Source organism: Streptomyces sp. NPDC006552, from assembly GCF_040611655.1.
Classification (GTDB): Bacteria; Actinomycetota; Actinomycetes; order Streptomycetales; family Streptomycetaceae; genus Streptomyces.
Window position 1 is genome coordinate 17839 of sequence record NZ_JBEXOS010000017.1, and the last position, 24357, is coordinate 42195.

A 24357-nucleotide genomic window follows, 5' to 3' on the forward strand; every position below is an offset into this window, starting at 1 on the left:
CCCTAACGTGCTCGACATCGGCTACGCCCTCTCCCGCCGCTTCCCGGACCCCCCGCAGACGGACTACCGGCGCGCGGACGTCCACGCCCTGCGCCACGACCTCTTCTGCGGCGACGTCTACCTCGCCGACACCAAAGCGGACCGGGAACTGTCCACAGCCTGGGGATGGGTCCCCGTCCTGGACTTCGCCTGGGCCCTGTGCGACATCGTCGAACAGCTCGACCGCGACCCCCGCGGCAGCCGCAGCGCCACCCCCCAGTACGCCGACCTCGACTTCACCGAGTCCACGGACCGCATGCTGTTCGAACGCCGCTTCGGCTGGGTCGACGTCGAGGCCGACTGGATGCCCGGCCACGAACCCCCGCTGACCTTCTCCCACACCGAACTGCGCCGCGAGGCCCGCGACTTCCTCCACGACCTGATCGCCGACCTCGCCGACATGCACGAGGACCTCGCGGAGAACCCGGTGATCTGGGACCTCCAGGCCCGCTTCCCGCGCCTGCCCGACCCGCGCTGACACCCCGCCGGGACCCCGTCCGCTACCCCACCACCCGCACCCCCAGCTGCGCCGCCAGCGCGGGAGCCAGGTCGAAGAGCTGCGGCGGCGAGATCACCGCACCGCCGAGCCGGTCCACACCCCGCGCGACCCCCAGCTCGGCCGCGTCCCGCAGATCCACGTCCCTCAGCGTCGCCCCCGTCAGGTCCGCGCCCCGCACCACACACCCCGGGAACTCCACCCGCTCCAACCGCGCGCCCCCGAAGTCGGGCTCCACCAGCACACAGCCGTCGAAGACCACATCCTTCAACCGCGCCGTACGCAGATTCAGATAGTCGATCTTCCCGCCGCGGAAGACCACCCGCTCCAGGACGGCCCCGTGCAACTGCACCCCGCCGAGCCGCGCGTCCACCACCTCGACATCCCGCAGCGTCGCCTCCGCCAGATCCGTACCCACCCCCCGGACACCCGACAGCACCGAATCCAGCAGCCGCGCCCGCCGCAACCCCGTCCCGTCGAAACCACAACCCCGCACCGCGCAGTCCATGAACCGCGCCCCCGCCCCCTCCTGCCCCGCGAAGTCCGCGCCGCCGAACTCCACCCCGTCATAGTCCCCGTCCGGCTCAAGCCCGCCGTCCTCCCACACCACCAGCGGAGGCAACCGCACCTGTGGCCGCCGCGCCCGCTTCACCTTCGCCGCCCCGCTGTCCCTGTCCGTCATCCCCCCATGCTGCCCGCCCCCACTGACAACCCCCGCCCGGCCCCGCACCCGCCCCCTCACACCCCGAGCCGCTCCAGCGCCTCCCCGGTCAGCCGGTACACGCTCCACTCGTCCTGCGGGCGGGCACCGAGGGCACGGTAGAACTGGACCGACGGCTCGTTCCAGTTCAGGACGGCCCACTCCAGCCGCTCGTACCCGCGCTCGACACAGATCCGCGCCAGCTCCCCCAGCAGCGCCTTCCCGTGGCCACCACCCCGCGCGTGCGGACGCACGTACAGATCCTCCAGATAGATGCCGTGCACCCCACGCCACGTAGAGAAGTTCAGGAACCACAGCGCCATACCGACCGGCTCCCCGCCCGCATCCTCCGCGATATGCGCGAAAACCGCCGGTCGCTCCCCGAACAGGGCCGCACGCAACTGCCCCTCCGTGGCCCGGACCTCGTCCAGACAGCGTTCGTAGTCGGCGAGTTCACACACCATGGCGTGGAGGACGGGCACATCGGCAGGCACAGCAGCACGGATCATGGCCGCAGAGTAACCACCCGCCCGGCCCCCTCCACCCCCGCAAGCACCCCCCTCACCCCAGCAACCGCCCCGCGACCTCCATCCCCTCGGCCGACAACTCCCGACCACCGGCCACATCCCACAACGCGTTCTGCAACACCCGCCCCAACGTCCACGCCCGAGCCCGCTCCCGGTCCAGCCCCAACACAGCGGTCATCGCATCGAACCGCCACACCACCTCATCGGCCTCGAACCGATTGCCCAGCGCCGGCCACAACTCGAACCCCGGATCCCCGGCCAACGGCTTCGGGTCGATGGCCAACCACGGCTCCCGCTCACCCGCCAGCACATTCTCGAAATGCAGATCCCAGTGCAGCAACCGGTCCCCGGCCTCCCCCACCACCTCCCGCACCGCCGCCGCACACGACGCCACGACCCCCCGCCGCACCGGATCACCGATCCCCGCCAGCGCCCCCGGCACCTCCGCCAGCATCCGCCCGGCAACATCGGACAGCGTCCGCATCCCCTCCGGCGCCGGCCCCGCCGTCAACCGCGCCGACAACCCCGCGATGACGAGCACTCCCGCCCGGGAATCCGCCACCGCACCCAGCATCCGGCCCTCGTCGAGCCGTTCGAGCAACATCGTCCCCGTCGCCGCGTCATGATCCAGCAACCGCACCGCACCCCGGCCACCCCACACCCGCAACGCGACCGGCTCCCCCACCGTCTCCTCGTCCAGCACCTGGAACTTCACCGCCGCACGCACCCCGTCCGCCCGCCGCACCACCGGCAGCACCAACGCCGCCACCCCGTGCATCGGCCGCCCCTCGACCCGCAGCCCCCACCGCTCCACGAACTCCGCCACCCGCCCCGGCAACGCCGCGACGAACGCCCGCCCCGCCTCCCCCGCGTACCTGTACTGCGACTCGACCAGCTCCCGCGGAATGTCGATCACACCACCGACCCTGCCCACGTGCCTGAATCGACCATGCGCCCTTTCCTCCACCGCCTGCGCACGTCCGCCTGGTCGTACCTGCGCCGCGCCCCGGGCACGTACGTATGGCTGCTCGCCCTCTTCATCACCACGGTCGCCCTGCACCACATGGACCCCCGCTTCGAACAGGAATTCCTCCGACAGCGCTCCACCAACCTGCACGCACTCTCCACCCACCCCGTACGCGTCCTCGTCTCCTCCGCCCTCTGGATCGACGGCGGCCACTGGTGGCCCTACGCCCTCCTCTACACCGTCCTGCACGCCCGCGCCGAACACTGGCTCGGCACCCCCCGCTGGCTCGCCGTCACCGCCGCCGCACACGTCCTGGCCACCCTCATCAGCGAAGGCGCCCTGCTCTGGGCCATCAGCACCGGCCACGCCCCGGCCACCGCCGTCAACACCCTCGACATCGGCGTCAGTTACGCACTCGCCGGCACCATCGGCGTCCTCACCTACCGCCTCCCACCCCCCTGGCGCTACGTGTACCTGGCCGTCATCCTCACCCTCTACGGCAGCCCACTCGCCACCAGCCGCACCTTCACCGACCTCGGCCACTTCACCTCACTGCTCATCGGCCTCGCCTGCCACCCCCTCTGCCCCCGCCGCCCCCGGCCCCTGCCGCGAACCCGGCCCGCCCAGTAACGTCCACCGCCATGAGCAGCGCGAACAGCACCGGCAACGGCGGACAGGCCACCATCAACGGCGGCATATCGTTCTGGTACGCGGACGACGGCCTCCCCGAAGCCCGCGAGCCCCTCCCCGGCGACGCCAACGCCGACGTCGCCATCGTCGGCGGCGGCTACACCGGCCTGTGGACCGCGTACTACCTGAAAAAAGCCGCGCCCTTCCTGCGCATCACCGTCCTGGAACAGAAGTTCTGCGGCTACGGCGCCTCCGGCCGCAACGGCGGCTGGCTCTACAACGGCATCGCCGGCCGCGACCGCTACGCCGCCCGTCACGGCCACGACGCCGCCGTCCGCCTCCAACAGGCGATGAACGACACCGTCACCGAAGTCATCGACGTCGCCCGCACCGAATCCATCGACGCCGACATCCACCACGGCGGCGTCCTCGAAATCGCCTACACCCCCGCCCAACTGGCCCGCCTCAAAGCCTTCCACGCCACCGAACTCACCTACGGCGAAAAGGAACGCACCCTGCACGGCGCCCGCGAGACCACCACCCGCGTCCGCGTCGCCGGCGCCGTCGGCTCCACCTGGACCCCCCACGGCGCCCGCCTCCACCCCGTCAAACTCCTCAAGGGCCTCGCCCGCACCGTCGAAGCCCTCGGCGTCACCATCCACGAATCCACCCCGGTCACCGCGATCGAACCCAAACACGCCCACACCCCCTACGGCACCGTCCGCGCCCCCTACATCCTGCGCTGCACCGAAGGCTTCACCGCCTCCCTCAAAGGCCAGCGCCGCACCTGGCTCCCGATGAACTCCTCCATGATCGCCACCGCACCCCTCACCCCGGCACAGTGGGACTCCATCGGCTGGGAAGGCCGCGAAACCCTCGGCGACATGGCCCACGCCTACATGTACGCCCAGCGCACCGCCGACGACCGCATCGCCCTCGGCGGCCGCGGCTTCCCCTACCGCTACGGCTCCCGCACCGACAACGACGGCCGCACCCAGCCCCGCACCATCGAAGCCCTCACCGCCATCCTGACCCGCTTCTTCCCCCAGCTCACCGGCGTCCCCGTCACCCACGCCTGGTCCGGCGTCCTCGGCGTCCCCCGCGACTGGTGCGCCACGGTCACCCTGGACCGCTCCACCGGCCTGGGCTGGGCCGGCGGCTACGTCGGCTCCGGCGTCGCCACCACCAACCTCGCCGCCCGCACCCTGCGCGACCTCGTCCAGCAGGACTCCGGCCAGTCCGGCCCCACCGACCTCACGACCCTCCCCTGGGTCAACCACAAGGTCCGCAAGTGGGAGCCCGAACCCTTCCGCTGGCTCGGCGTCCACGGCCTCTACGCCACCTACGCGGCAGCCGACCGCCATGAACTCACCACCCCCACGACGGACTCCTCCCGCCTGGCCAAACTGGCGGACAGGGTGGCAGGCCGCCACTGAACCCCGTGGCACGACAGCAAAAAGCCCGGGCCACATAAGAAGTGCCCCGGGCTTCGCGACCGAGCCCCCTGTCGGATTCGAACCGACGACCTACGCATTACAAGTGCGTTGCTCTGGCCATCTGAGCTAAGGAGGCAGCCCGAGCAGTGTAACCAACCCGGGAGGCCGTCCCTCGAAAATTCCGGCGAATCTCACAGGCTCCGACCTACTGACAGACCCCCTGCCTGCCAGGTACGGTCCGATCAGTTCACCCGCGTGGACTACACCAGTGCTTCATCAGCAGTCCCTCAGCGCTTCACGCCGCCGTGGCACTCGCCGTGGCGGCCCCACCTTTACAACGGATCGTCCGGCACGTTCCTGCCGGTGAAGGGGGCTTCACAGCCATGGCTTCTGTCACGTTCGACAAGGCGACCCGCGTCTACCCGGGGTCCACCAAGCCCGCCGTCGACGGCCTGGAGATCGAGATCGAGGACGGCGAGTTCCTCGTCCTCGTCGGCCCGTCCGGTTGCGGCAAGTCGACCTCGCTGCGGATGCTCGCGGGTCTGGAGGACGTCAACGGCGGCGCGATCCGTATCGGTGACCGCGACGTCACGCACCTGCCGCCCAAGGACCGGGACATCGCGATGGTGTTCCAGAACTACGCGCTGTACCCGCACATGTCGGTCGCCGACAACATGGGCTTCGCGCTCAAGATCGCCGGTGTGAACAAGGCGGAGATCCGGCAGAAGGTCGAGGAGGCGGCGAAGATCCTCGACCTCACCGAGTACCTGGACCGCAAGCCGAAGGCGCTCTCCGGTGGTCAGCGCCAGCGTGTGGCCATGGGCCGGGCCATCGTGCGTGAGCCGCAGGTCTTCCTGATGGACGAGCCGCTGTCGAACCTCGACGCGAAGCTGCGTGTGTCGACGCGTACGCAGATCGCCTCGCTCCAGCGGCGCCTGGGCATCACCACGGTCTACGTCACCCACGACCAGGTCGAGGCCATGACGATGGGCGACCGGGTCGCGGTTCTCAAGGACGGTCTGCTCCAGCAGGTGGATTCGCCGCGCAACATGTACGACCGTCCGGCCAACCTGTTCGTCGCCGGCTTCATCGGTTCTCCTGCGATGAACCTGGTCGAGGTCCCGATCACCGACGGTGGCGTGAAGTTCGGCAACTCGGTCGTGCCGGTCAACCGTGACGCTCTGAAGGCCGCTTCCGACAAGGGTGACACCACGGTCACGGTCGGCGTCCGCCCGGAGCACTTCGACATCGTCGAGCACGGTGGCGGGGCCGCGGCGACCCTGACGAAGGATGCCAGCGACGCGCCGGCGGGTCTCGCGGTCTCCGTGAACGTGGTGGAGGAGCTCGGCGCCGACGGTTACGTCTACGGTGCCGCGCAGGTCGGTGGCGAGCACAAGGATCTGGTGGTGCGGGTCAACGGCCGCCAGGTGCCGGAGAAGGGCTCGCAGCTCCACGTGGTGCCGCGGCCCGGCGAGACGCACGTCTTCTCGTCGTCGACCGGTGAGCGTCTCACCGACTGACATACTTGCTGTGATCCGAAGGACCCCGTGCTTCGGTGCGGGGTCCTTCGTATGCCGTCTACGGTGTCGATACGGTGTCGACAAATACCCCGGCAAGTAGGACATATAGGCCAGTGGCGTCAACGGGTAAGCAAAGAAACCCAGTTGCCCATCCCTCGGTCGAGTGACTAAATGTCGCCAAATCATCACTGACCGCTACGCTCACTCGCGTGACGCACTCCGCTGACTACACCCAGAAGCCGCGCCGAGCCCGGGGCCAGGGCCCCGCCCGCCGCGCCGCCCGCACGCTCGCGTTCGTCCTGCCGGTGATGCTGGTGCTCTCCGGGACCCTCGCGGTCACCCGGGTCAACTGGTCCGGGAGCGACTCGGACTCCATCCTCACGGCCTCCGCACAGGACGTCTCCGCCCGCGCCAAGTCCCGCGCCCCGCAGGACCTCCTGCGCGACCGCCTGCTCCAGGAGCTGCAGGAGGAGAACCCCGGCACCGCCCTCACCCATCTCCAGCAGGAGATCGACCGGCGTCCCTCGCTCGCCAAGCACTGCATGTCGATCGCGAAGGCCCTCGGCCGCGCGGCCGTGCAGGCCTATGGCCCGGCGCGCGCGCAGTCGTACGCGCGGCCGGTCTGCGACACGTCCTTCGCCTCGGGGGTGGCCGGCTTCCGCGCCTGAGCCCCGGCACCCCAGGCGGGCCGTGCGCACGTACAGTTCCGGTCATGACGACCGCTGAACCGTCCGCGCACGGCCCGCGTCCCTTTCCGCACCGCCCCACGCAGGCCGTCGTCCTGGCGGGCGGCCAGGGCTCGCGGCTGCGCCCGTACACCGACGACCGGCCCAAGCCGATGGTGGAGATCCCGGGTACCGGGACGCCGATCATCGGCCACCAGCTGACCTGGCTCGCGCAGGAGGGCGTCACCGACGCCGTCGTCTCCTGCGGCCATCTCGCCGAGGTGCTCCAGGAGTGGCTGGCCCGCGCCGAACTACCGCTGCGGGTGACGACGGTGGTGGAGAAGGAGCCGCTGGGGCGGGGTGGCGGCCTGAAGTTCGCGGCCGGGCATCTGCCGCATCCGGAGCGGCCCTGGTACGCGACGAACGGTGACATCTGGACCCGGTTCTCGCTGCGTGAGATGGCCGACTTCCACCACGAGCGGGAGGCCACGGCGACGCTGGCGCTGGCCCGGCCGCGTATCCCCTGGGGGGCGGTGGAGACGGACGCGTTCGGCCACATCACGGACTTCGTGGAGGCGCCGCCGTCCCCGTTCCTGATCAACGCGGGGCTGTACGTCTTCTCCGCCGAGTTCGCCTCGCTGCTGCCGGACGTCGGTGATCACGAACGCACCACGTTCCCGCGGCTCGCGCGAGCCAAGCGGCTGGCCGGTTTCCCGATCCCGCAGGGCGCGTACTGGCGGGCGATCGACACGGCGAAGGATCTGCGGGAGGCCGCCAAGGAGCTGGCCGCTCAGGGTCGTTGAGGCGGCCGCCCCGCAGGGGGGCGGTCATGGCGGCGGGGCCCCGCACGGTTGTCCGTGCGGGGCCCCGCCGTCGTACGTGGCGTGGGAGCGGGCGCCTCGGTCAGCCGAGGAGGCCGCCCACGAGCCTGCCGCTGCCGCCGCCGCTGCCGCCGTCGTCGGTGCCGCCGGCGTCGCTGCCGCCGGAGGAGGTGCCGCCGTCCGTGCTGCTGCCGCCGCTCGTCGTGCCGCCGGAGGCCGGTCCGCCGGTGCCGCTGGCCGGCGGTTGCTGCTGTTGCTGCGGCGGGGTCCGGCGCGCCGGCGCCTGACCGGCCGTGGCGCCCTGGGTCGGTGTGGTGGTGCTGCCGCTCGCGCTGCCGGTCTCGCGCGTGGCGCCGGGCGAGCTGGCCGCGCCGGACGGGCTCGCCGTGGCGCCCTTGGTCGGCGAGTCCGTGGCCGAGGGGCTCTGCGAGTGGCGCTGCTTGTGGCCGGGGGCCGAGGGCAGGGGGGAGCCGGGCAGTTCGTTGCGCGGGGCGTCGCCCGGGCCGGGCGCGGTGACCCGGTCGGCGTCGCGGACGGCGCCGCCGAGCACCGAGCCGATGAGCAGGGTGCCGCCGATGACGAGGGTGGCGACGACGGTGCCGCGGCGCAGCACGTAGCGGCGCAGGTTCCACAGGGAGGTGCGGGGGCCGAGCCGGCGCCAGGCGCCGCCGGCGAGCCGTCCGTCGATGGAGTAGACGGGGGCGCCGGCGATGATCAGTGGTGACCAGGCGGCCAGGTAGATGATGTCGGGCGCGTCGTAGGCGGGGACCGTCTTCCAGCTCACGGTGAGCAGCAGCGCGGCGGAGAGCAGTGCTCCGATGACGGCCACGATCCGCTGCCACAGGCCGAGGACGGTGAGGACACCGACGATGACCTGGAGGAAGGCGATGACGAGGCCGGCGCCGACGGGGTGCTGGAGCGCCCAGTCGCGCATGGGTTCGGCGAGTGCCCATGGGTGCAGCGAGTTGAGCCACTTGACCATGGAGCCGCGTTCGCCGCCGTCGAAGTAGACGGGGTCGCAGAGTTTGCCCATGCCCGCGTAGATGGAGATGAAGCCGAGGAAGACGCGGAGCGGGAGGAGGACGACGCCGAGGTTCATCCGGCGGCCGGGGTAGTAGGCGTGCCGGACGGGTCCGTAGCGTCGTGCGGCCGTGCTCTCGCTCTCGCCCTGGCCGTCGTCGTCGAACTCTTCGTCCTCGTAGGGCGGTCGCTGGAGTTCGCCGGTCTCCTCGAAGGCGCTGCCCGCCTGGCGCATCTGCGGCAGGATGCGGGTGCCCGGGCCGCCTTGGCGGGGGCTGATGACGACGGACGTCTCGTCCCCGGCCTCCCCCGCGTACAGCTCGTCGGTGAGGTCGCGGTCGAGGTCGACGCGCGGGATGACCTGTGTGGCACCGCCGTCGCCGGTCTCGTCGGGGCCGCCGGTGCGGCGCGCGGTCTGGAGCAGGCCGCTGGCGGCGAGGTCCCCGGCTCCGCTCATGACGACGGGGCGCCGTCGGGCGCCGGGCGTGCCGGCCGCCGTGATGACGGGGATACGGGCGGTCGCCGCGCCGGCTCCGGCCGGGCCCATGGCGCTCACGTGCCGTGCGATGCGCGGGAGTTGGGTCTGTTGCGCCCTGGGAAGCTGCACGCGGAAGGTCGCGTGATTGACGATGACCTGCGCCGGGTCGCACGGAACCTTCACCATGCTCAGCGCGGGAGCGTCGTCGAATCCCGACGAGCGGTCCCCCGAGGGAGTGCGGGGTGTTCTGGTGTCCACACTCATCTAACCGAGTGATGTGTGTTTAGGACACTGCCTTGACCGCACCGAAATGTCCGGGCCCCGTCAAGCCCTTGTCACAGGGGTGGGGCCCGGACCGGCCGGGCGGCTCAGGCGCGGCGCCGGGCCGCTTCGTAGAGGACGACTCCGGCCGCCACACCGGCGTTCAGCGACTCGGCACCGCCGGGCATGGGGATGCGTACGCGGTGGTCGCAGGTCTCGCCGACGAGGCGGGACAGGCCCTTGCCCTCGCTGCCGACGACGATGACGACGGGTCCGGCCAGTGCGGAGAGTTCGCCGATCTCGCTCTCGCCGTCGGCAGCCAGGCCGACGATGGTGACGCCGGCCTTCTTGTACTGCTCCAGGGCGCGCGTCAGGTTGGTGGCGCGGGCGACGGGGGTGCGGGCGGCGGTGCCGGCCGAGGTCTTCCAGGCGCCGGCGGTCATGCCGGCGGCGCGCCGCTCGGGCACGACGACGCCGTGGCCGCCGAACGCGGAGACGGAGCGGACGACCGCGCCGAGGTTGCGCGGGTCGGTGACGCCGTCGAGGGCGACGATCAGCGGGTCCTCGCCCTGATCGAAGGCGGCGGCGACGAGCTCCTCGGGGTGCGCGTACTCGTAGGGCGGGACCTGGAGGACGAGGCCCTGGTGGTTGAGGCCGTTGGTCATGCGGTCAAGTTCGGGGCGGGGGGCCTCCATCAGGTGGATGCCGCCGCGCTCGCCGGCGAGCTGGAGGGCCTCGCGGACGCGCTCGTCGTTGTCGATGAACTGCTGGACGTAGAGGGTGAGGGCGGGCACGCCTTCGCGCAGCGCCTCGACGACGGGGTTGCGGCCGACGACCATCTCGGAGGTGGCCTTGCCGCGCGGGCCGCCGGTGCGGCTGGTGGGGCGGCGGGCGGCCTGCTTGGCGGCGGCGTTGGCGACGCGGTTCTTCTTGTGGCCCTTGCGTGCCTCGGCGGGCGGGGTGGGGCCCTTGCCTTCGAGACCCCGGCGCCGCTGGCCGCCACTGCCGACCTGCGCGCCCTTCTTGCCGGACATGCGACGGTTGCTATTGGCGGCCATGACTTACCTGTCTCTGTGTCTGTGTCTACGTCTGTACGGGTGGGGCTACGTCTATGCAGTGTGCCGCCCGACGGCGCGGGCGGCACATTCGGGGGCTCAGCGGGGGCCGAGGCTCCAGCGCGGGCCGGCCGGGCTGTCCTCGATGACGAGCCCGGACTGGCCGAGCTGGTCGCGGATGGCGTCGGCGGTGGCCCAGTCCTTGCGGGCGCGGGCGGACTCGCGCTGGTCGAGCACGAGCCGTACGAGGCTGTCGACGACGCCGTGCAGGTCCTCGCCGCGGTCGCTCTCGCCGGCCCATCGCGTGTCGAGCGGGTCGAGGCCGAGGACGCCGAGCATGGCGCGGACCTCGGCGAGGCGGGCGACGGCGGCTTCCTTGTCGTCGGCGGCGAGCGCCGAGTTCCCCTGGCGGACGGCGGTGTGCACGATGGCGAGGGCCTGGGGCACGCCGAGGTCGTCGTCCATGGCCTCGGCGAAGGCGGGCGGTACCTCGTCGGCGGGGTCGACGATCCCGCCGGCCTTCTCCACGACGCGCTGGACGAAGCCTTCGATGCGGGCGAACGCGGACTCGGCCTCGCGCAGCGCTTCCTCGCTGTACTCGATGGTGGAGCGGTAGTGCGGGGTGCCCAGGTAGTACCGCAGGACGATGGGGCGCCAGTGCTTGACCATCTCGGAGACGAGGACCGAGTTCCCCAGCGACTTGGACATCTTCTCGCCGGACATGGTGACCCAGGAGTTGTGGACCCAGTACCTGGCGAACTCGTCGCCGAAGGCCTTGGCCTGCGCGATCTCGTTGTCGTGGTGCGGGAAGATCAGGTCGATGCCGCCGCCGTGGATGTCGAAGGCGGTGCCGAGGTACTTGTGGGCCATGGCCGAGCACTCCAGGTGCCAGCCGGGCCGGCCGCGGCCCCAGGGCGTCTCCCAGCTGGGCTCGCCCTCCTTGGCCGCCTTCCACATGGCGAAGTCGCGCGAGTCGCGCTTGCCGGTGACGCCGTCCTCCGGGGGCTGGCGCAGGTCGTCCAGCTCCTGGTTGGACAGCTCCAGGTAGCCGGGGAAGGAGCGGACGTCGAAGTAGACGTTCCCCTCGGCCTCGTAGGCGTGGCCGCGCTCGATGAGGCCGCGCATCATCTCGACCATCTCGGTGACGTGGCCGGTGGCGCGCGGCTCGTAGGTGGGCGGCAGGCAGCCGAGGGCGCTGTAGGCGTCGTTGAACGCCCGCTCGTTCTGGTACCCGATCGCCCACCAGGGGCGGTTCTGTTCCGCGGCCTTCTTGAGGATCTTGTCGTCGATGTCCGTCACGTTCCGGATGAACGTCACGTCGTAGCCGCGGTAGGTGAACCAGCGGCGCATGATGTCGAAGTTCAGCCCCGAGCGGATGTGTCCGATGTGCGGGGCGGCCTGGACGGTAGCGCCGCAGAGGTAGATCGAGACGCAGCCCGGGGTGAGCGGGGAGAAGTCACGAGTCTGCCGGGCGCTGGTGTCGTACAGGCGAATAGTCACCCCTCCAGGGTAGTGGGCCCGGAGGGGTGCCATGGGCCCGTCGGTGTCACAGCCCGCCGACGACCTTGCGGGCCCGCACGCGCACCACGACCCGCTCCGCGTCCTGCCCGGACGCCGGGTTGAACTCGGCGTACTTCTTGCCGGTGTACTTCAGGGAGAGCTCGTCGATGAGTTCCTGGCCGCCCTCGGTGGTGATCTCGGCCGTCCCGCGGATCTCGGCGTAGGTGTAGGGGTTGTCGGCTGGCTGGACCAGGACGGTCACGCGGGGGTCGCGGCGGAGGTTCTGCTCCTTGCGGCGGTCGACGGTGGTGGAGAACAGGACGTCGTCGCCGTCGCGCTTGGCCCAGACCGGGGAGACCTGGGGGCTGCCGTCGGGCTGGATGGTGGCGACGTTGATGAAGACCTTGCTGTCGAGCAGTGCCTTGAGTTCGTCGGACAGCTGGGCGGTCATGGGCCTCACTCCTTCTCGAACGGTGTACGTGGCATCGGGGGACGCGTACCCGATCCTGCTCGAACGCCGCTGTGTCGCGCGGCATTTCCCGACAGGTGGTGTCCGGGTGTCACGGGCCGCGGCCGGGCCCCGGGACGCGCACCGCCGAGTCCGGCGCGGCGACCAGGCCCATTCGGGGGCGGGGGCTGGGTGCCGAGGGTGAGGGTTGTGGGGGGCGAGGCGGAGCACGGCGTGCCAGGCCACGGGGGCAGTACCCCGCCCAGGGGTGTGCAGGTGCAGGATGTGCCAGCGTCCGGCGCAGGATGGGCGGCGTCCGGCGCAGGATGTGCCGGTGTCCGGCGCAGGACGTGCCCCACCCGGCCCAGGATGTGCCGGGGTCCCGCCCATGGCCCGACGTCCGGCCCAGGACGTGCCGACGTCCGGCGCCGTGCACGACGGCGGCCGCCACGTGCCCCGCGGCCCGTTCGGTCCCGGCGAGGGCAGCGGTGTGATCGCCGAGCGGCGCCCAAGCCGGCCGCGGCGACGGCGGCGGCCACACCCGCGGGACCGGGCGCGGCAGGGAGACTGGCCGGGCCCGCGCATGGGAGGCCGGGCAGTACGCAGGTCAACAGGACCCTGCCCACCGGACGCCGGGCCCGCGCACGGCAGACCGAGCAGGCCCGCACGGGCGACCGGCCGGACCCGCACGGGAGACCGAGCAGGCCCCCATCAGACCCCGCGTGCCAGACCCCGGCCAGTCACCGGTCAACCCCCGGAGGGAACCCGTACGACCAGCGCCGTGGCGATCGCCATGAGGCCCTCGTCCCGCCCGGGGAAACCAAGGCCGTCGGTGGTCGCGCCCGAGACGGAGACCGGCGCCCCGGCGGCCTCGGAGAGCACCTTCTGCGCCTCGTCGCGCCGCTTGCCGATCTTGGGCCGGGCACCGACGACCTGGACCGCGACGTTCCCGATGGCGAAGTTCGCCGCGCGGACGATGCGGGCGGCCTCGGTGAGCAGCGTCAGACCGCTGGCGCCGGCCCACTCCGGGCGGCCGGTGCCGAAGTGCCGGCCGAGGTCGCCGAGTCCGGCGGCCGAGAACAGCGCGTTGCACGCGGCGTGCGCGACGACGTCGGCGTCGGAGTGCCCTGCGAGCCCGGGACCGTCGTAGTCGGGCGCCTCCCACTTCAGCCCGGCGCACCACATCGCACGCCCCTCTTCGAAGGCGTGGATGTCGGTCCCGATGCCGACCTGCGGCAGGACGTACGGGAAAGGCTGCTGGTCAGTACCCATCGTTGGCCCTCCTGCGGGCGAGCACGGCCTCGGCGAGTACGAGGTCGAGCGGCCGGGTCACCTTGAACGCCTCTTCGTGGCCGGGCACGAGGACGACCTGGACGCCGAGCTGCTCGACCATCCCGGCGCAGTCGGTGACGGCGTCGGTGACGGTCTCGTGGGCGCGCACCAGGGTGGCGTGGGCGAAGCCCTGCGGCGTCTGGACCGCACGCAGCCGGGCCCGCGGAGGCGTGGCGACGACGGGTTCGGGCGAGCCGTCGGCGCTCGGCACAACTTCCTTCACGGTGTCGGTGAGCGGCAGCGCCGGCACGACGGCGGGCGCGCCGTCCCGGACGGCCTCGATGACCGCGTCGACGGTGTCGACCGGGACGAGGGGCCGGGCGGCGTCGTGCACGAGCACGATGTCGATGCCGGACGGCAGCGCGTCGAGGCCGAGCTTCACGGACTCCTGCCGCGTGGCGCCGCCGGGCACGACGACGACGTCGGTCCTCCCCCAGTTGCCGCTGGGGGGGTCCCCGGGCAGCGCGTGGTCGGCGAGGAGCGTCTTGACCTCGGCGGCGCCGTCCGGCGGGGCGACGACCACGACGAGGGAGACGGAGCGGGAGGCCGCCATGGCACGGAGGGCGTGGATCAGCATCGGAATGCCGCTGAGCGCGCGGAGCGCTTTGGGGGCGCCCGGACCGAGGCGTACGCCCCGTCCGGCGGCCGGAATCACGGCCGCGGTACGGGTGCCACCAGCAACGGGACGCGTTTCGTCAGACATCGGTTCCGTTCAGGTTTGTGCGCTCGGGAGTGGTGGGTATGGCCACAGCGTGTCGGGCGCGACGTCTTGACCGGACCCTTCCGTGACACTGGTCGAGCCAGCGCTCCGGGCCCGGCACACACCCGAGTACGGGCGTGCTCCTGCTGTTCCTGCAAGGGGCTGTTCCCGCAAGGGGCTGTTTCCGCAAGGGAAAGAGCGTGCGGGTGCGGACATGCCGCAGCGCCCGGCGACACCATCAGGGTCAGCGGGCGCCACGGCATTGTTCCTACGCGGCAACAGCGCGTATCAGGACGCGAGAACCTCGTCGAGCAGGGCCTCGGCCTTGTCCTCGTTCGTGTTCTCCGCGAGAGCGAGCTCGCTCACCAGGATCTGGCGAGCCTTGGCGAGCATGCGCTTCTCACCCGCGGACAGCCCGCGCTCCCGCTCCCGGCGCCACAGGTCACGCACGACTTCCGCGACCTTGATGACATCACCGGAGGCGAGCTTCTCCAGGTTCGCCTTGTAACGACGCGACCAGTTCGTGGGCTCCTCGGCGTACGGCGCGCGCAGTACCTCGAAGACCCGGTCCAGCCCGTCCTGACCGACCACATCACGCACGCCGACGAACTCCGCATTGTCCGCTGGCACACGTACCGTCAGATCGCCCTGGGCGACCTTCAGCACCAAGTAGGTCTTGTCCACGCCTTTGATCTGGCGAGTTTCGATAGCCTCGATCAGCGCGGCCCCGTGATGGGGATAGACCACGGTGTCGCCAACCTTGAACGTCATGTGACAGGTACCCCTTCCGTGGCTATCCAGGGTAACACGGAAACGGCGGGTTCTGAATGGCGTTTTCGCAGGTCAGGGCATATCTCGGGGCTTGACAACAACAACAGGAACGTGCTGCGCGGGGCGGGCGGAGCACGGTATCCGCAGGTCGGAGCGGCTCTCCGGCGGCCCCGAATCGCCTGCGTCACAGCCGCCGGAAGAGACCCTCGAGGGGCGGAACGTCCCGGTTTGCGTGGTTCGAAGCGCTGAACTTCCGCTACTCCGTTCGGGAGCACCACCGCCCGTTCGGCTCGAATCCCGAATTGATCATCGCGATTCCCGGCGCCGGATGATCGTTTTTCCGGACCGCCATGCATTCCTTACCGGAAATCCCCACACCCCGGTGGACCACGGTTATGTGAATGGTGAACGGGGGGCCATTGGTGACGGTGGGGCGCGTGGGGCAGGCGGGCACCGGGGGCGCGGGAGACGCCGGCCGCGAGCCGGAGTGACCCTTGGGGCGGGTCGGGTGCGATGACGTGGGAACGGCTCGGTAGCCTAAGGCCGCTGACAGTCCCTTAGGGCGGCTTTACAACCCCTCGGCACCCTGTGCCGTACGCCGTCCGCTCCGCCCACGTTCAAGGAGATGCCGCCGCCGTGAGCAGCAGCCTTCGACGCGGCGCCCTCGCCGCCGCCGCCATCGCGTTCTCGATCGCCTCGCTCGCCGCGTGCGGTGCCGGCAACAACGCCCAGACCCTCGAGGTCAAGCCGGACAACGCCGCCGCCACGGTCGGCGACATCAAGATCCAGAATGCCACCGTCATCACGCAGCCGGACCGCGCCTCCAAGGGCCCGGCCGTGGTCACCGCGACGGTGTTCAACAACGGCTCGACCGACCAGAGCCTCGACTCCGTCACGGTCGACGGCGTCGGCAAGGGCGCGAAGCTGACCGCCGCCAAGGGCGGCTCGAAGATCACGGTCCCGGCCGGCCAGTCGATCACCCTGGGCGGCGAGGGCAACGCCATCGCCGAGCTCCCCAACGACCGCACCGCCGTCCTGGACGGGAACGCCCAGCCGGTCACCTTCTCGTTCAGCAAGACCGGCGACGTGAAGCTGAAGGCGTTCGTGGTGCCCGCCGAGAGCTACTTCAAGAAGTGGGGGCCGAGCGAGGTCCCGGCGACGCCGGACGCGAGCGCCTCGCCGTCCACGTCGGCCGACGCGTCGGCGTCGCCCTCGGACTCGGCGTCCCCGTCGGACTCCGCCTCCGCGTCGACCTCGGCGTCCTCCTCCGCGTCGGACGAGGCCGCGGGCCACTGAGCCCGCCGTACCCGCCGCGCAACGCCTGAGGGCGGACCCCGAGTCCACGGGGTCCGCCCTCAGGCGTGGGTGCCGGGCGCGGTCTACGGCTCGAACTTGTAGCCCAGGCCGCGCACCGTCACCAGGTAGCGCGGCGCGCCCGGGTCCGGCTCGATCTTGGCGCGCAGCCGCTTGACGTGCACGTCCAGGGTCTTGGTGTCGCCGACGTAGTCCGCGCCCCAGACCCGGTCGATGAGCTGCATACGGGTCAGCACGCGGCCCGCGTTGCGCAGCAGCATCTCCAGGAGGTCGAACTCCTTGAGCGGCAGGTCGACCTTGGCACCGGAGACCGTGACGACGTGCCGGTCCACGTCCATGCGGACCGGACCCGCCTCCAGGGCCTGCGGGGCGACCTCCTCGGGCTCGCCGCGGCGGCGCAGGACGGCCCGGATGCGGGCCACCAGCTCGCGGGAGGAGAAGGGCTTGGTGACGTAGTCGTCGGCCCCTATCTCCAGACCGACGACCTTGTCGATCTCACTGTCCTTGGCGGTCACCATGATGACCGGGACGTTCGAACGGCCGCGCAGCTGACGGCAGACCTCGGTGCCGGGCAGCCCCGGCAGCATCAGGTCGAGCAGGACCAGGTCGGCGCCGTTGCGCTCGAACTCGTCCAGGCCGTCGGGCCCGGTTGCCGCGATGGCGACCTCGAAGCCCTCCTTGCGGAGCATGTAGGACAGGGCGTCGGAGAAGGACTCCTCGTCCTCTACGACAAGCACTCGGGTCACGGAAGGACCTCCGGGGCGGCAGGAATGGATTCGTATGCGGTGGAGCGGTCGGGCCCGTGTGCGTCGTCTTCGTCGCGTACGTCTCCGGGGCCTGAGGCATAGGGGGTCTGGGTCCGCGGGGTCCGCGGGGTCTTCTCGGGGACGCGGGCCGCGACCGCCTCGGGCAGCCGCAGCGTGAAGGTGGAGCCCTGTCCCTCGGAGCTCCACACGGTGACCTCCCCGCCGTGCGAGGCGGCCACGTGCTTGACGATGGCGAGGCCGAGGCCGGTGCCGCCGGTGGCCCGGGAGCGGGCCGGGTCGACGCGGTAGAAGCGCTCGAAGACGCGCTCCTTGTCCTTGTCGGAGATGCCGATGCCCTGGTCGGTGACGGCCACTTCGATGAGGTCCCCGCCCGGTGCGGCCACCCGGCGGGCGGCGATGCCGACGCGGGTGCGGGCGGGCGAGTAGTTGACCGCGTTCTCCACGAGGTTGCCAAGGGCGGCGGCGAGCTGGCCGCGGTTGCCCCAGATCCGCAGGTCGGCGGTGCCGCCCGCGGCCATGGTGATCTGCTTGCTGGCGGCGGGCTGGCGGCAGCGGTCGATGGCCTCGGCGACGAGTTCGTCGACGCGGACCGGCTCGGCGTCCTCCAGCGGGTCGTCGTTCTGCACCCGGGAGAGGTCGATGAGTTCCTGGACGAGGTTGGTCAGCCGGGTCGCCTCGATCTGCATGCGGCCGGCGAACCGCTCGACGGCCTCGGGATCGTCGGAGGCGTCCATGACGGCCTCCGACAGCAGGGACAGCGCGCCCACCGGTGTCTTCAGTTCATGGCTCACATTGGCGACGAAGTCGCGGCGTACGGCCTCGATGCGGCGGGCCTCGGTCAGGTCCTCGACGAGGAGCAGGACCAGGCGGGAGCCGAGCGGGGCCACGCGGGCGGAGACGGCGAGGGCGTCGCCCCGGCCGGTGCCGCGCCGCGGCAGGTCCAGCTCGACCTGGCGTATCTCGCCGTCACGCCGGGTGTCACGGGCCATCTGCAGCATCGGTTCGACGGCGAGCTTCCCGCCGCGCACGAGGCCAAGGGCGTACGCCGCCGAGCTGGCCTTGACCACGCTGTCCGCCTCGTCGAGGACGACGGCGGAGGAGCGCAGGACCGACAGCACGGTGTCGACGCCGGGCGGCAGGACCGGGTCCGTGTGCAGGGAGGTGCGGGTGGGGCGTTTCTGGTCGCGTTCGCTCCAGCGAAACGCCAGCATGGCGATGACACCGGTGCACACTCCGGCGATCGCTGCCGCTGCGGCGACCGCCGCGTTCACGTCCATGTCTTCAGGTTATGCGGCCCGGGCCGGTCCTCCACAGCCGTCCGAGTGGTAGCTCGAACACTCGTCGCCCAGAGTTCACCTTGGATACGGGGCCGGTTCACTTGAGGTGCCGGATCCGGACGCGTACGGGGCCGAACGTGGGACCGTGAGGCTGACCCGGCCCCACGAAGAGCCTCACGTACAGAGAGGGAACGTTCGTATGCGTGACGCGTACCACGAGGAACTTGACTCGATCGGCGAGGGCCTGGTCGAGATGGCCCGCCTTGTCGGGTCGGCGATCGGGCGCGCCACCACGGCCATGCTCGACGCCGACCTGAAGCTCGCCGAGACCGTGATCGCCGCCGATCAGAAGGTCGACGACCTCCAGCACGACCTGGAGGCGCGGGCCATCGCGCTGCTCGCCCGGCAGCAGCCGGTGGCGACGGATCTGCGGATCGTGGTCACGTCGCTGCGGATGAGCGCGGACCTGGAGCGCAGCGGTGACCTGGCCCAGCACGTCGCCAAGCTGGCGCGGCTGCGCTTCCCGGAGCGGGCCGTGCCGCACGACCTGCACGCGACCATCCTGGAGATGGGCCAGCTCGCGCAGCGGCTGATGGCGAAGGCCGCCGAGGTCATCATCACCAAGGACGTCGATCTGGCGATGCAGCTGGAGCAGGACGACGACGAGATGGACCTGCTGCACCGCACGCTCTTCCAGCACCTCCTGGACGAGAAGTGGCAGCACGGCATCGAGACGGCCGTCGACGTGACGCTGCTGGGCCGCTACTACGAGCGGTTCGCGGACCACGCCGTCTCGGTCGCGAAGCGCGTGGTGTACCTGGTGACGGGTGAGCACGCGGACGTACAGAGCGGTGCGGCGCCGTCCACGGCCTCGGCCGCGGAACCGGCCTGACCTCAGCCGCGTCCGGCGGGCCCCGCACCGGTGCCGGTGCGGGGCCCGCCGGCGTCCGCGCGCGGCTCAGCGATCAGCCGGTGCAGCCACCGCACTGGCACGGCGCGCCCGACTGGCAGCCGCAACCACAGCCCGACCCGCAGCCGCACGCGCCGAGCAGCACCGGCTGCGGTACGGGGCGATGGGCGCGGGCGGACGCTTCGGGGGCCCGGTCGGGGGCGGGCCTGGGGGACTCGGCAGCCATGGGTTACCTCCTCGGTGGTCTCCCCGGTGGAGTACCGCTCTCATTGGATGCGGCGCGGGGCGGGCGCATCAACGGCGCATACGGGCGCAAAGGCGTGCGGACCCGGGGTGACCAGGTCCGGGCGGCCTCAGTTCTGGTGGACGATGTTCGTGCCCGGGCCGCCGGAGAGGGTGTCCGTGCCGGGGCCGCCGTACAGCACGTCGTTGCCGCTGTTGCCGTACAGGGTGTCGTCGCCGCTCTCCCCGTAGAGGCGGTCGTTGCCCTTGCCGCCGTAGAGCCAGTCGTTGCCGGAGCCGCCGTGGATCTCGTCGTCGCCGTCGTCGCCGGAGAGGTTCTGGTCGTAGGCGCCGCCGCGGATCACGTCGTCGCCCGCCCCGCCCGACACGGAGCTGGAGTCGCCGTCGGCGTCGATCGTGTCGTCACCGATACCGCCCTGCACGACGGCCCCGCCGCCGGTGGCGCGCACGGTGTCGGCGCCGTCGTCACCGAGGACCACGGCGGCGGCGCCGACCTCGATGGTGTCGTCGCCGGCGCCGCCGCGCACGGAGTTGCCGTCCACATCCCCGGTGTCGGTCAGCGCGTCGGCCCCGGCGCCGAGGTCGATCGCGGCGAAGTTGTAGGTCTGGCCGGTGGCGTTGGCGTACCGGACGGTGTCGTCCTGATCCCCGAGGCCCAACTGCAGTGTGGCGTACGGGTCCTGGCTCTCCAGAGTGGTGACGGTGCAGCTGACCACGGTGCGGTCCGCGGTGTCGGGGTACGCGCAGCCGTCCCCGGCGTCGATGGCGACGACGTCGTCGATGACGTAGCGGATGTCGGCCGAGCCGGCGGCCTTCGAGGCGGTGACGACGGCGTTGTTCACCTGGCCGGGAGCGGCGGTGTAGACGGCGAAATGACCGCTCGCGTCGAGCGCGGCGGTGGCGGCCGGGGCGGCGGCGGTGGCGGTGCCCGCCAGGACGAGTGGGGCGGTGAGCGTGAGGGCGGCTGCGGCGATGCCGGTGAACGCGCGGCGGCCGGGGTGGGGTGAGTGCATGGGTGAACCTCCGTGGGAAACCTGTGAGTCGTGATGCGTGATTCGACCCAGGTGACTCCGCGGAACGGCCTTTGGTTGCACCGCACACATAGCCACGCCGAAGCCCTGCTCCACCCCCTCTGACCTGGGCGAACGACCCGCCGGACGGCGCCCGTACAGCTACGGGACGGCCATGCTTCGGCGGAAGTTCACATCGCGGGCGCGGCCGGGCGACGGCGTCGCTCAGGGCCGGTCGAGCCCCCAGGTCTGGAGGGCGAAGGGGCGCCCCTTCTCCTCACCCGTGATCAGCGGTACGTCGAGCAGCCTGAAGCCCGCCTTGGTGGCCACGGCGACGCTGGCGGCGTTCTCGGCCTCCAGTTCCAGGATCACCCGCGCCACACCCAGCTCCTCGAAGGCGTACGCGGCCATCACCCGCACCGCCCGCGCCGCGAGCCCCTGCCCGCGGTGCGCCGGACCGATGGCGTACCCGATCTCGGTCCCCTCGGGGGCCCGCCGCAGCATCACCTCACCGAGGGGCGCGCCTCCGTCGGCGGTGACGGCGAGCAGGATCGTCGTCCCCTCGGCCCGCAACCGCCGCTCCCGCTCGAGCCGGGCGCGGGCGGCGGCGCCGTCGAACGGGGAGACCATCGGTGTCCAGTACGCGATGTCCGGGTGATCGAACAGCGCCGGCATCGCCCCGAGGTCACCCTCCACCCAGTCCCGCAGAACGAGCCCTTCCCCGGCGAGTTCGATCCGGGCGGGGAAGGGCGGCGGGGGGCTGGACATGCGGGGCCTCCTGGCCGGTTCGGGAGAAGGCAGAACAACGGCTCGCCGTCACGGGCCCGCGCGGGTCCGTCCCGCCGCCCCATCGCTTCCGTAGGCTCGGCCGGCATGGAGACAACGACGTCTTTCGTCCATCATCTCGGGGTGTTCACCTCGGACTTCGAGGCAAGCGAACGGTTCTACACCGCGGCGCTCGGCGCGCTCGGGATCGGTATCGGTCACCGGGCCGTGGGAGTCGCCGAATACTGGAGTCCGCAGCAGGACACACCGTCGCTGTCCCTGGAACGGGCGGAGGACGAGGCGGCCGTCACCACGGGCCTGCACGTCGCGTTCACGGCGCCCGACCGGGCCGCGGTGGACGCCTTCCACGCGGCCGCGGTGGCGGCCGGGGGCACGTCCCGGCACGCGCCCCGCCGGTGGAGCGAGTACCGGGCCTACTGCGCGTTCGTCAGCGACCCGGACGGCAACAACGTCGAGGCCGTGCACAAGGAGACCGCATAGCGCCGCGGTGGTTGCGGTCGCGGGTCCGATCGGGTCCCGGACCGCGAAAATGCCCCCGAGTCGCGCCGGACGCGCAGCTCAGGGGCATGACCGGGAGGGCTCCTTCTTCTTGCCCTGGGTCTTAGCGGGGATCTTGCGGGCCTGCGTTTTCGCAGCTCCGGGGCCTGTGGCGCGGACGCCTGACTGGTCGTCATTGGTCGTTGTCGGCCGGTGTTGAGTGACCTCGGACGGCCCAGGGACGGCCCAGCAGCGGGGGAAAGCCGCTCCCGCTACACCGAGCTATGGTGCCGCCGTGACCAGCACCCCGGAGCGTCCCCTCTTCTTCCTTGACGTCGACGGTCCACTGATCCCGTTCGGGTCTTCGTCCGGGCAGTCAGAGAACTCTGACGCCGGCACCTGGGCTACTGCCGATCAGGGAAACCCACTGTTGAGGCGGCTTGACCCTGGGCACGGACCGCGCCTCATGGCCCTGGGATGTCAGCTCGTTTGGGCGACGACCTGGATGGAGGAGGCGAACGAGGTCGTCTCCCCTCGCATCGGCCTGCCGAGGCTGCCCGTGCTGGGATGGCCAGCCCATCGCGCCGACGATGGCCCACGCGGTCTGCACTGGAAGACCCGCGCCGTCGTCGAATGGGCCGACGATCGCCCGTTCATCTGGGTCGACGACGAAATCAGCGCCATGGACCGCCTGTGGGTCGATACCAGCCACCCCGGGCCGTCATTGCTTCATCACGTCGACCCGGCCAAGGGCCTCACGGATGGCGACTTCTCCGCGCTCGACGACTGGCTCCGTCTCGTCGTACCCGGGTGAGCACCGCATTAGGAGTTCGATCACCACTCGGCTCAGCCGTGCTTCTGACTAGCCATGCCGGTCGTGCTGGCACGTGCAGTAACGCCTGCGTCTGCTGCTGTTTATGTCAGCCATGGATGTCAGCGAGACTCAGCGCTTCTTGCGTCGCCGGGTCTTCTGCATCTTCTGCTTGGCTTCCTTCGCCTTGCGCTGCGCCACTCCGTAGGACGTCAAAGGCCCCTGGTGGATGGGGCATCGACCAGTATTCGTCACCACTTGCCGCTGACACCGACCACCCTTCTTGGTCGGCGCGCCACACCTCGCCATGTGCTTCCCCCTCGGCCCTGTTTCCCAGTACCTACTGTTCTGAGCAACGTGGCCCTCCCCTCATCGACGGGGAAGGCGCGAAAACGCTCAAGTAGGAGTGCGCTGGCGCACACTGAGGAGCATCAACTTGGGAAGCTAGGGGTGCGTAGGGCTCGTCTTGGGGGTGCACTGCTACCGAGTTTGTCGCCCGGTCACCATCGCTCCCCACACGCTATCTGGAACGAGTCCGGCACGGGCGAGCGTCGTAGGGCGAAACAGCCTGCGGTGAGGGAGCGTTGTTGCGATGATGTCTGGTCATGAAGGAACTTGTTCTTGCTCTGGTGGCTGCCGCGTTCGGACTGGCTGGCACCGTCGTGGGTGCGCGGGCCGCAAAGAAGGGAGCCTTGATCAGTGCGCAAGTCACGTTGCAGCAGGTTCGCGATCAAGCTGACGTCGATCAAGCCCACTGGCTTCGGCAACAGCGGCTGCAAGCCTACGAAAGCTTCTTAGCAGCTTGGGATGAGTGTCTTCGCATTCTTAACTCTGTGGGGCTGCCGGGAGATTCCGATTCGTCGGGGCTCAACCCGCTAAAAGGAGCTGCTGACCGCATGACAGAGCGTGCTCGGCGGATCGACATCCTAGGGCCGGCGAAGGTGGCCAGGGCAGCGGAAGAGCTCGCCGACAGCATTCGACGTGATGTAGATATAGCCACCAAGCTGCTGAAGCTCACGGAGGAATACTTGCCGGCCAATGATCGCATAGCGGCAGATACGGCGCCAGCAATGTCGGCCGCTATCGAGGCAATGGACGACGCCACAAGGCGGATGCAAGAGCTTGCGGCGGAGGCAGATGGCAGCATTGGAGTGCCCCAAGGGGCGGCAGCGATGTTCGCAAGTTTCGACCGCGCTGAAGAACTCGCCAACGCCGCAATCTCGCGCGCATATGAGGATACCGATGGGTTTTCTAATTTCCTTGACCAGGCAACTGCGATCGTCGAGGAACTGAAGCACAACCAGGAAGCCCGCGAGCGCACACGCGAGCGATTCACAAACGCTGCGTTTAACACACTCGCCGCTGCAACTCCCTCCAACCTGTAGCGGCTGAAGAG

25 protein-coding genes and 1 tRNA gene are annotated in these 24357 nt (G+C 70.8%); 11 read left to right on the forward strand and 15 right to left on the reverse strand.

What is annotated here, in order from left to right:
• Positions 1 to 7 precede the first annotated feature (7 nt).
• The gene (locus ABZY33_RS13140; RefSeq protein WP_356491622.1) at positions 8 to 517 is read left to right on the forward strand and encodes a hypothetical protein; all 510 of its coding nucleotides are present in this window, start codon (positions 8 to 10) and stop codon (positions 515 to 517) included.
• A 22-nt stretch (positions 518 to 539) separates the two neighbouring features.
• Here ABZY33_RS13140 and ABZY33_RS13145 read toward each other — a convergent pair whose 3' ends face one another.
• From ABZY33_RS13145 to ABZY33_RS13155, 3 genes are read right to left on the reverse strand one after another with little or no spacing between them, the layout of a single operon-like run.
• Positions 540 to 1217 (reverse strand): pentapeptide repeat-containing protein, encoded by a 678-nt coding sequence (locus ABZY33_RS13145; RefSeq protein WP_356491623.1) that lies wholly within the window; start codon positions 1215 to 1217, stop codon positions 540 to 542.
• 56 nt (positions 1218 to 1273) lie between these two features.
• A complete protein-coding gene (locus tag ABZY33_RS13150) occupies positions 1274 to 1744 on the reverse strand; it encodes a GNAT family N-acetyltransferase (RefSeq protein WP_356491624.1) in 471 nt (156 codons plus the stop codon).
• A gap of 52 nt (positions 1745 to 1796) precedes the next feature.
• Positions 1797 to 2678, reverse strand: a complete 882-nt coding sequence (locus tag ABZY33_RS13155) for an aminoglycoside phosphotransferase family protein (RefSeq protein WP_356491625.1) — start codon at positions 2676 to 2678, stop codon at positions 1797 to 1799.
• 33 nt (positions 2679 to 2711) lie between these two features.
• On the opposite strand from ABZY33_RS13155, the gene ABZY33_RS13160 reads away from it, so the two are divergent.
• Both ABZY33_RS13160 and ABZY33_RS13165 read left to right on the forward strand, forming a co-directional pair.
• Positions 2712 to 3359 carry a rhomboid-like protein gene (locus ABZY33_RS13160; RefSeq protein ID WP_356491718.1) on the forward strand — a complete coding sequence of 216 codons (648 nt, stop codon included), beginning with the start codon at positions 2712 to 2714 and terminating at the stop codon, positions 3357 to 3359.
• Between the two features lie 11 nt (positions 3360 to 3370).
• Positions 3371 to 4795, forward strand: a complete 1425-nt coding sequence (locus ABZY33_RS13165; RefSeq protein ID WP_356491626.1) for an FAD-dependent oxidoreductase — start codon at positions 3371 to 3373, stop codon at positions 4793 to 4795.
• Between the two features lie 62 nt (positions 4796 to 4857).
• On the opposite strand, the gene ABZY33_RS13170 is transcribed toward ABZY33_RS13165, so the two are convergent.
• Positions 4858 to 4931, reverse strand: a tRNA-Thr gene (locus ABZY33_RS13170).
• Between the two features lie 247 nt (positions 4932 to 5178).
• Between ABZY33_RS13170 and ugpC the strand changes: the two genes are divergently transcribed.
• From ugpC to ABZY33_RS13185, 3 genes are all read left to right on the forward strand, one after another.
• Positions 5179 to 6315: a sn-glycerol-3-phosphate ABC transporter ATP-binding protein UgpC gene (gene ugpC, locus ABZY33_RS13175; protein WP_356491627.1), complete on the forward strand. Its 1137-nt coding sequence runs from the start codon at positions 5179 to 5181 to the stop codon at positions 6313 to 6315.
• 209 nt (positions 6316 to 6524) lie between these two features.
• Positions 6525 to 6983: a hypothetical protein gene (locus ABZY33_RS13180; protein WP_356491628.1), complete on the forward strand. Its 459-nt coding sequence runs from the start codon at positions 6525 to 6527 to the stop codon at positions 6981 to 6983.
• A 44-nt stretch (positions 6984 to 7027) separates the two neighbouring features.
• Entirely contained in the window at positions 7028 to 7783 is a 756-nt protein-coding gene (locus tag ABZY33_RS13185) for a nucleotidyltransferase family protein (protein WP_356491629.1), read from the forward strand.
• A gap of 100 nt (positions 7784 to 7883) precedes the next feature.
• Here the strand turns inward: ABZY33_RS13185 and ABZY33_RS13190 are convergent, their stop codons facing one another.
• The 7 genes from ABZY33_RS13190 to ABZY33_RS13220 all read right to left on the reverse strand — a co-directional run bounded on the left by ABZY33_RS13190 (position 7884) and on the right by ABZY33_RS13220 (position 15366).
• The gene (locus tag ABZY33_RS13190) at positions 7884 to 9557 is read right to left on the reverse strand and encodes a DoxX family protein (RefSeq protein ID WP_356491719.1); all 1674 of its coding nucleotides are present in this window, start codon (positions 9555 to 9557) and stop codon (positions 7884 to 7886) included.
• Between the two features lie 110 nt (positions 9558 to 9667).
• Entirely contained in the window at positions 9668 to 10618 is a 951-nt protein-coding gene (rlmB, locus tag ABZY33_RS13195; protein WP_356491630.1) for a 23S rRNA (guanosine(2251)-2'-O)-methyltransferase RlmB, read from the reverse strand.
• A 96-nt stretch (positions 10619 to 10714) separates the two neighbouring features.
• Positions 10715 to 12115, reverse strand: a complete 1401-nt coding sequence (gene cysS, locus ABZY33_RS13200) for a cysteine--tRNA ligase (protein ID WP_356491631.1) — start codon at positions 12113 to 12115, stop codon at positions 10715 to 10717.
• A gap of 46 nt (positions 12116 to 12161) precedes the next feature.
• The gene (locus tag ABZY33_RS13205; protein WP_356491632.1) at positions 12162 to 12566 is read right to left on the reverse strand and encodes a PPOX class F420-dependent oxidoreductase; all 405 of its coding nucleotides are present in this window, start codon (positions 12564 to 12566) and stop codon (positions 12162 to 12164) included.
• Positions 12567 to 13310: 744 nt separating this feature from the next.
• Complete coding sequence (gene ispF, locus ABZY33_RS13210; RefSeq protein WP_356491633.1) at positions 13311 to 13835, reverse strand: 2-C-methyl-D-erythritol 2,4-cyclodiphosphate synthase; 525 nt, start codon at positions 13833 to 13835, stop codon at positions 13311 to 13313.
• Complete coding sequence (ispD, locus tag ABZY33_RS13215; RefSeq protein WP_356491634.1) at positions 13825 to 14598, reverse strand: 2-C-methyl-D-erythritol 4-phosphate cytidylyltransferase; 774 nt, start codon at positions 14596 to 14598, stop codon at positions 13825 to 13827. Before ispD ends, ispF begins: the two co-directional genes overlap by 11 nt.
• Positions 14599 to 14883: 285 nt before the next feature.
• On the reverse strand, positions 14884 to 15366 hold the full coding sequence (locus tag ABZY33_RS13220) for a CarD family transcriptional regulator (protein ID WP_003953493.1): 483 nt from the start codon (positions 15364 to 15366) through the stop codon (positions 14884 to 14886).
• Between the two features lie 636 nt (positions 15367 to 16002).
• On the opposite strand from ABZY33_RS13220, the gene ABZY33_RS13225 reads away from it, so the two are divergent.
• Complete coding sequence (locus tag ABZY33_RS13225; RefSeq protein WP_356491635.1) at positions 16003 to 16662, forward strand: DUF461 domain-containing protein; 660 nt, start codon at positions 16003 to 16005, stop codon at positions 16660 to 16662.
• 83 nt (positions 16663 to 16745) lie between these two features.
• Here the strand turns inward: ABZY33_RS13225 and ABZY33_RS13230 are convergent, their stop codons facing one another.
• Together ABZY33_RS13230 and ABZY33_RS13235 are read right to left on the reverse strand one after the other, a co-directional pair.
• Positions 16746 to 17426 carry a response regulator transcription factor gene (locus ABZY33_RS13230; RefSeq protein ID WP_356491636.1) on the reverse strand — a complete coding sequence of 227 codons (681 nt, stop codon included), beginning with the start codon at positions 17424 to 17426 and terminating at the stop codon, positions 16746 to 16748.
• On the reverse strand, positions 17423 to 18724 hold the full coding sequence (locus ABZY33_RS13235; protein ID WP_356491637.1) for an ATP-binding protein: 1302 nt from the start codon (positions 18722 to 18724) through the stop codon (positions 17423 to 17425). The genes ABZY33_RS13230 and ABZY33_RS13235 overlap by 4 nt, the downstream gene beginning before the upstream one ends.
• 199 nt (positions 18725 to 18923) lie before the next feature.
• Here ABZY33_RS13235 and phoU point away from each other — a divergent pair, with 199 nt between their 5' ends.
• Positions 18924 to 19616 (forward strand): phosphate signaling complex protein PhoU, encoded by a 693-nt coding sequence (phoU, locus tag ABZY33_RS13240; RefSeq protein WP_356491638.1) that lies wholly within the window; start codon positions 18924 to 18926, stop codon positions 19614 to 19616.
• A gap of 371 nt (positions 19617 to 19987) precedes the next feature.
• Here the strand turns inward: phoU and ABZY33_RS13245 are convergent, their stop codons facing one another.
• The gene (locus tag ABZY33_RS13245) at positions 19988 to 20890 is read right to left on the reverse strand and encodes a calcium-binding protein (protein ID WP_356491639.1); all 903 of its coding nucleotides are present in this window, start codon (positions 20888 to 20890) and stop codon (positions 19988 to 19990) included.
• A 222-nt stretch (positions 20891 to 21112) separates the two neighbouring features.
• Positions 21113 to 21655 carry a GNAT family N-acetyltransferase gene (locus ABZY33_RS13250; protein ID WP_356491640.1) on the reverse strand — a complete coding sequence of 181 codons (543 nt, stop codon included), beginning with the start codon at positions 21653 to 21655 and terminating at the stop codon, positions 21113 to 21115.
• A gap of 105 nt (positions 21656 to 21760) precedes the next feature.
• On the opposite strand from ABZY33_RS13250, the gene ABZY33_RS13255 reads away from it, so the two are divergent.
• From ABZY33_RS13255 to ABZY33_RS13265, 3 genes are all read left to right on the forward strand, one after another.
• Complete coding sequence (locus ABZY33_RS13255; RefSeq protein ID WP_356491641.1) at positions 21761 to 22153, forward strand: VOC family protein; 393 nt, start codon at positions 21761 to 21763, stop codon at positions 22151 to 22153.
• Between the two features lie 292 nt (positions 22154 to 22445).
• Positions 22446 to 22964: an HAD domain-containing protein gene (locus tag ABZY33_RS13260; RefSeq protein ID WP_356491642.1), complete on the forward strand. Its 519-nt coding sequence runs from the start codon at positions 22446 to 22448 to the stop codon at positions 22962 to 22964.
• Positions 22965 to 23566: 602 nt separating this feature from the next.
• Positions 23567 to 24346: a hypothetical protein gene (locus ABZY33_RS13265; protein WP_356491643.1), complete on the forward strand. Its 780-nt coding sequence runs from the start codon at positions 23567 to 23569 to the stop codon at positions 24344 to 24346.
• Positions 24347 to 24357: the final 11 nt, after the last annotated feature.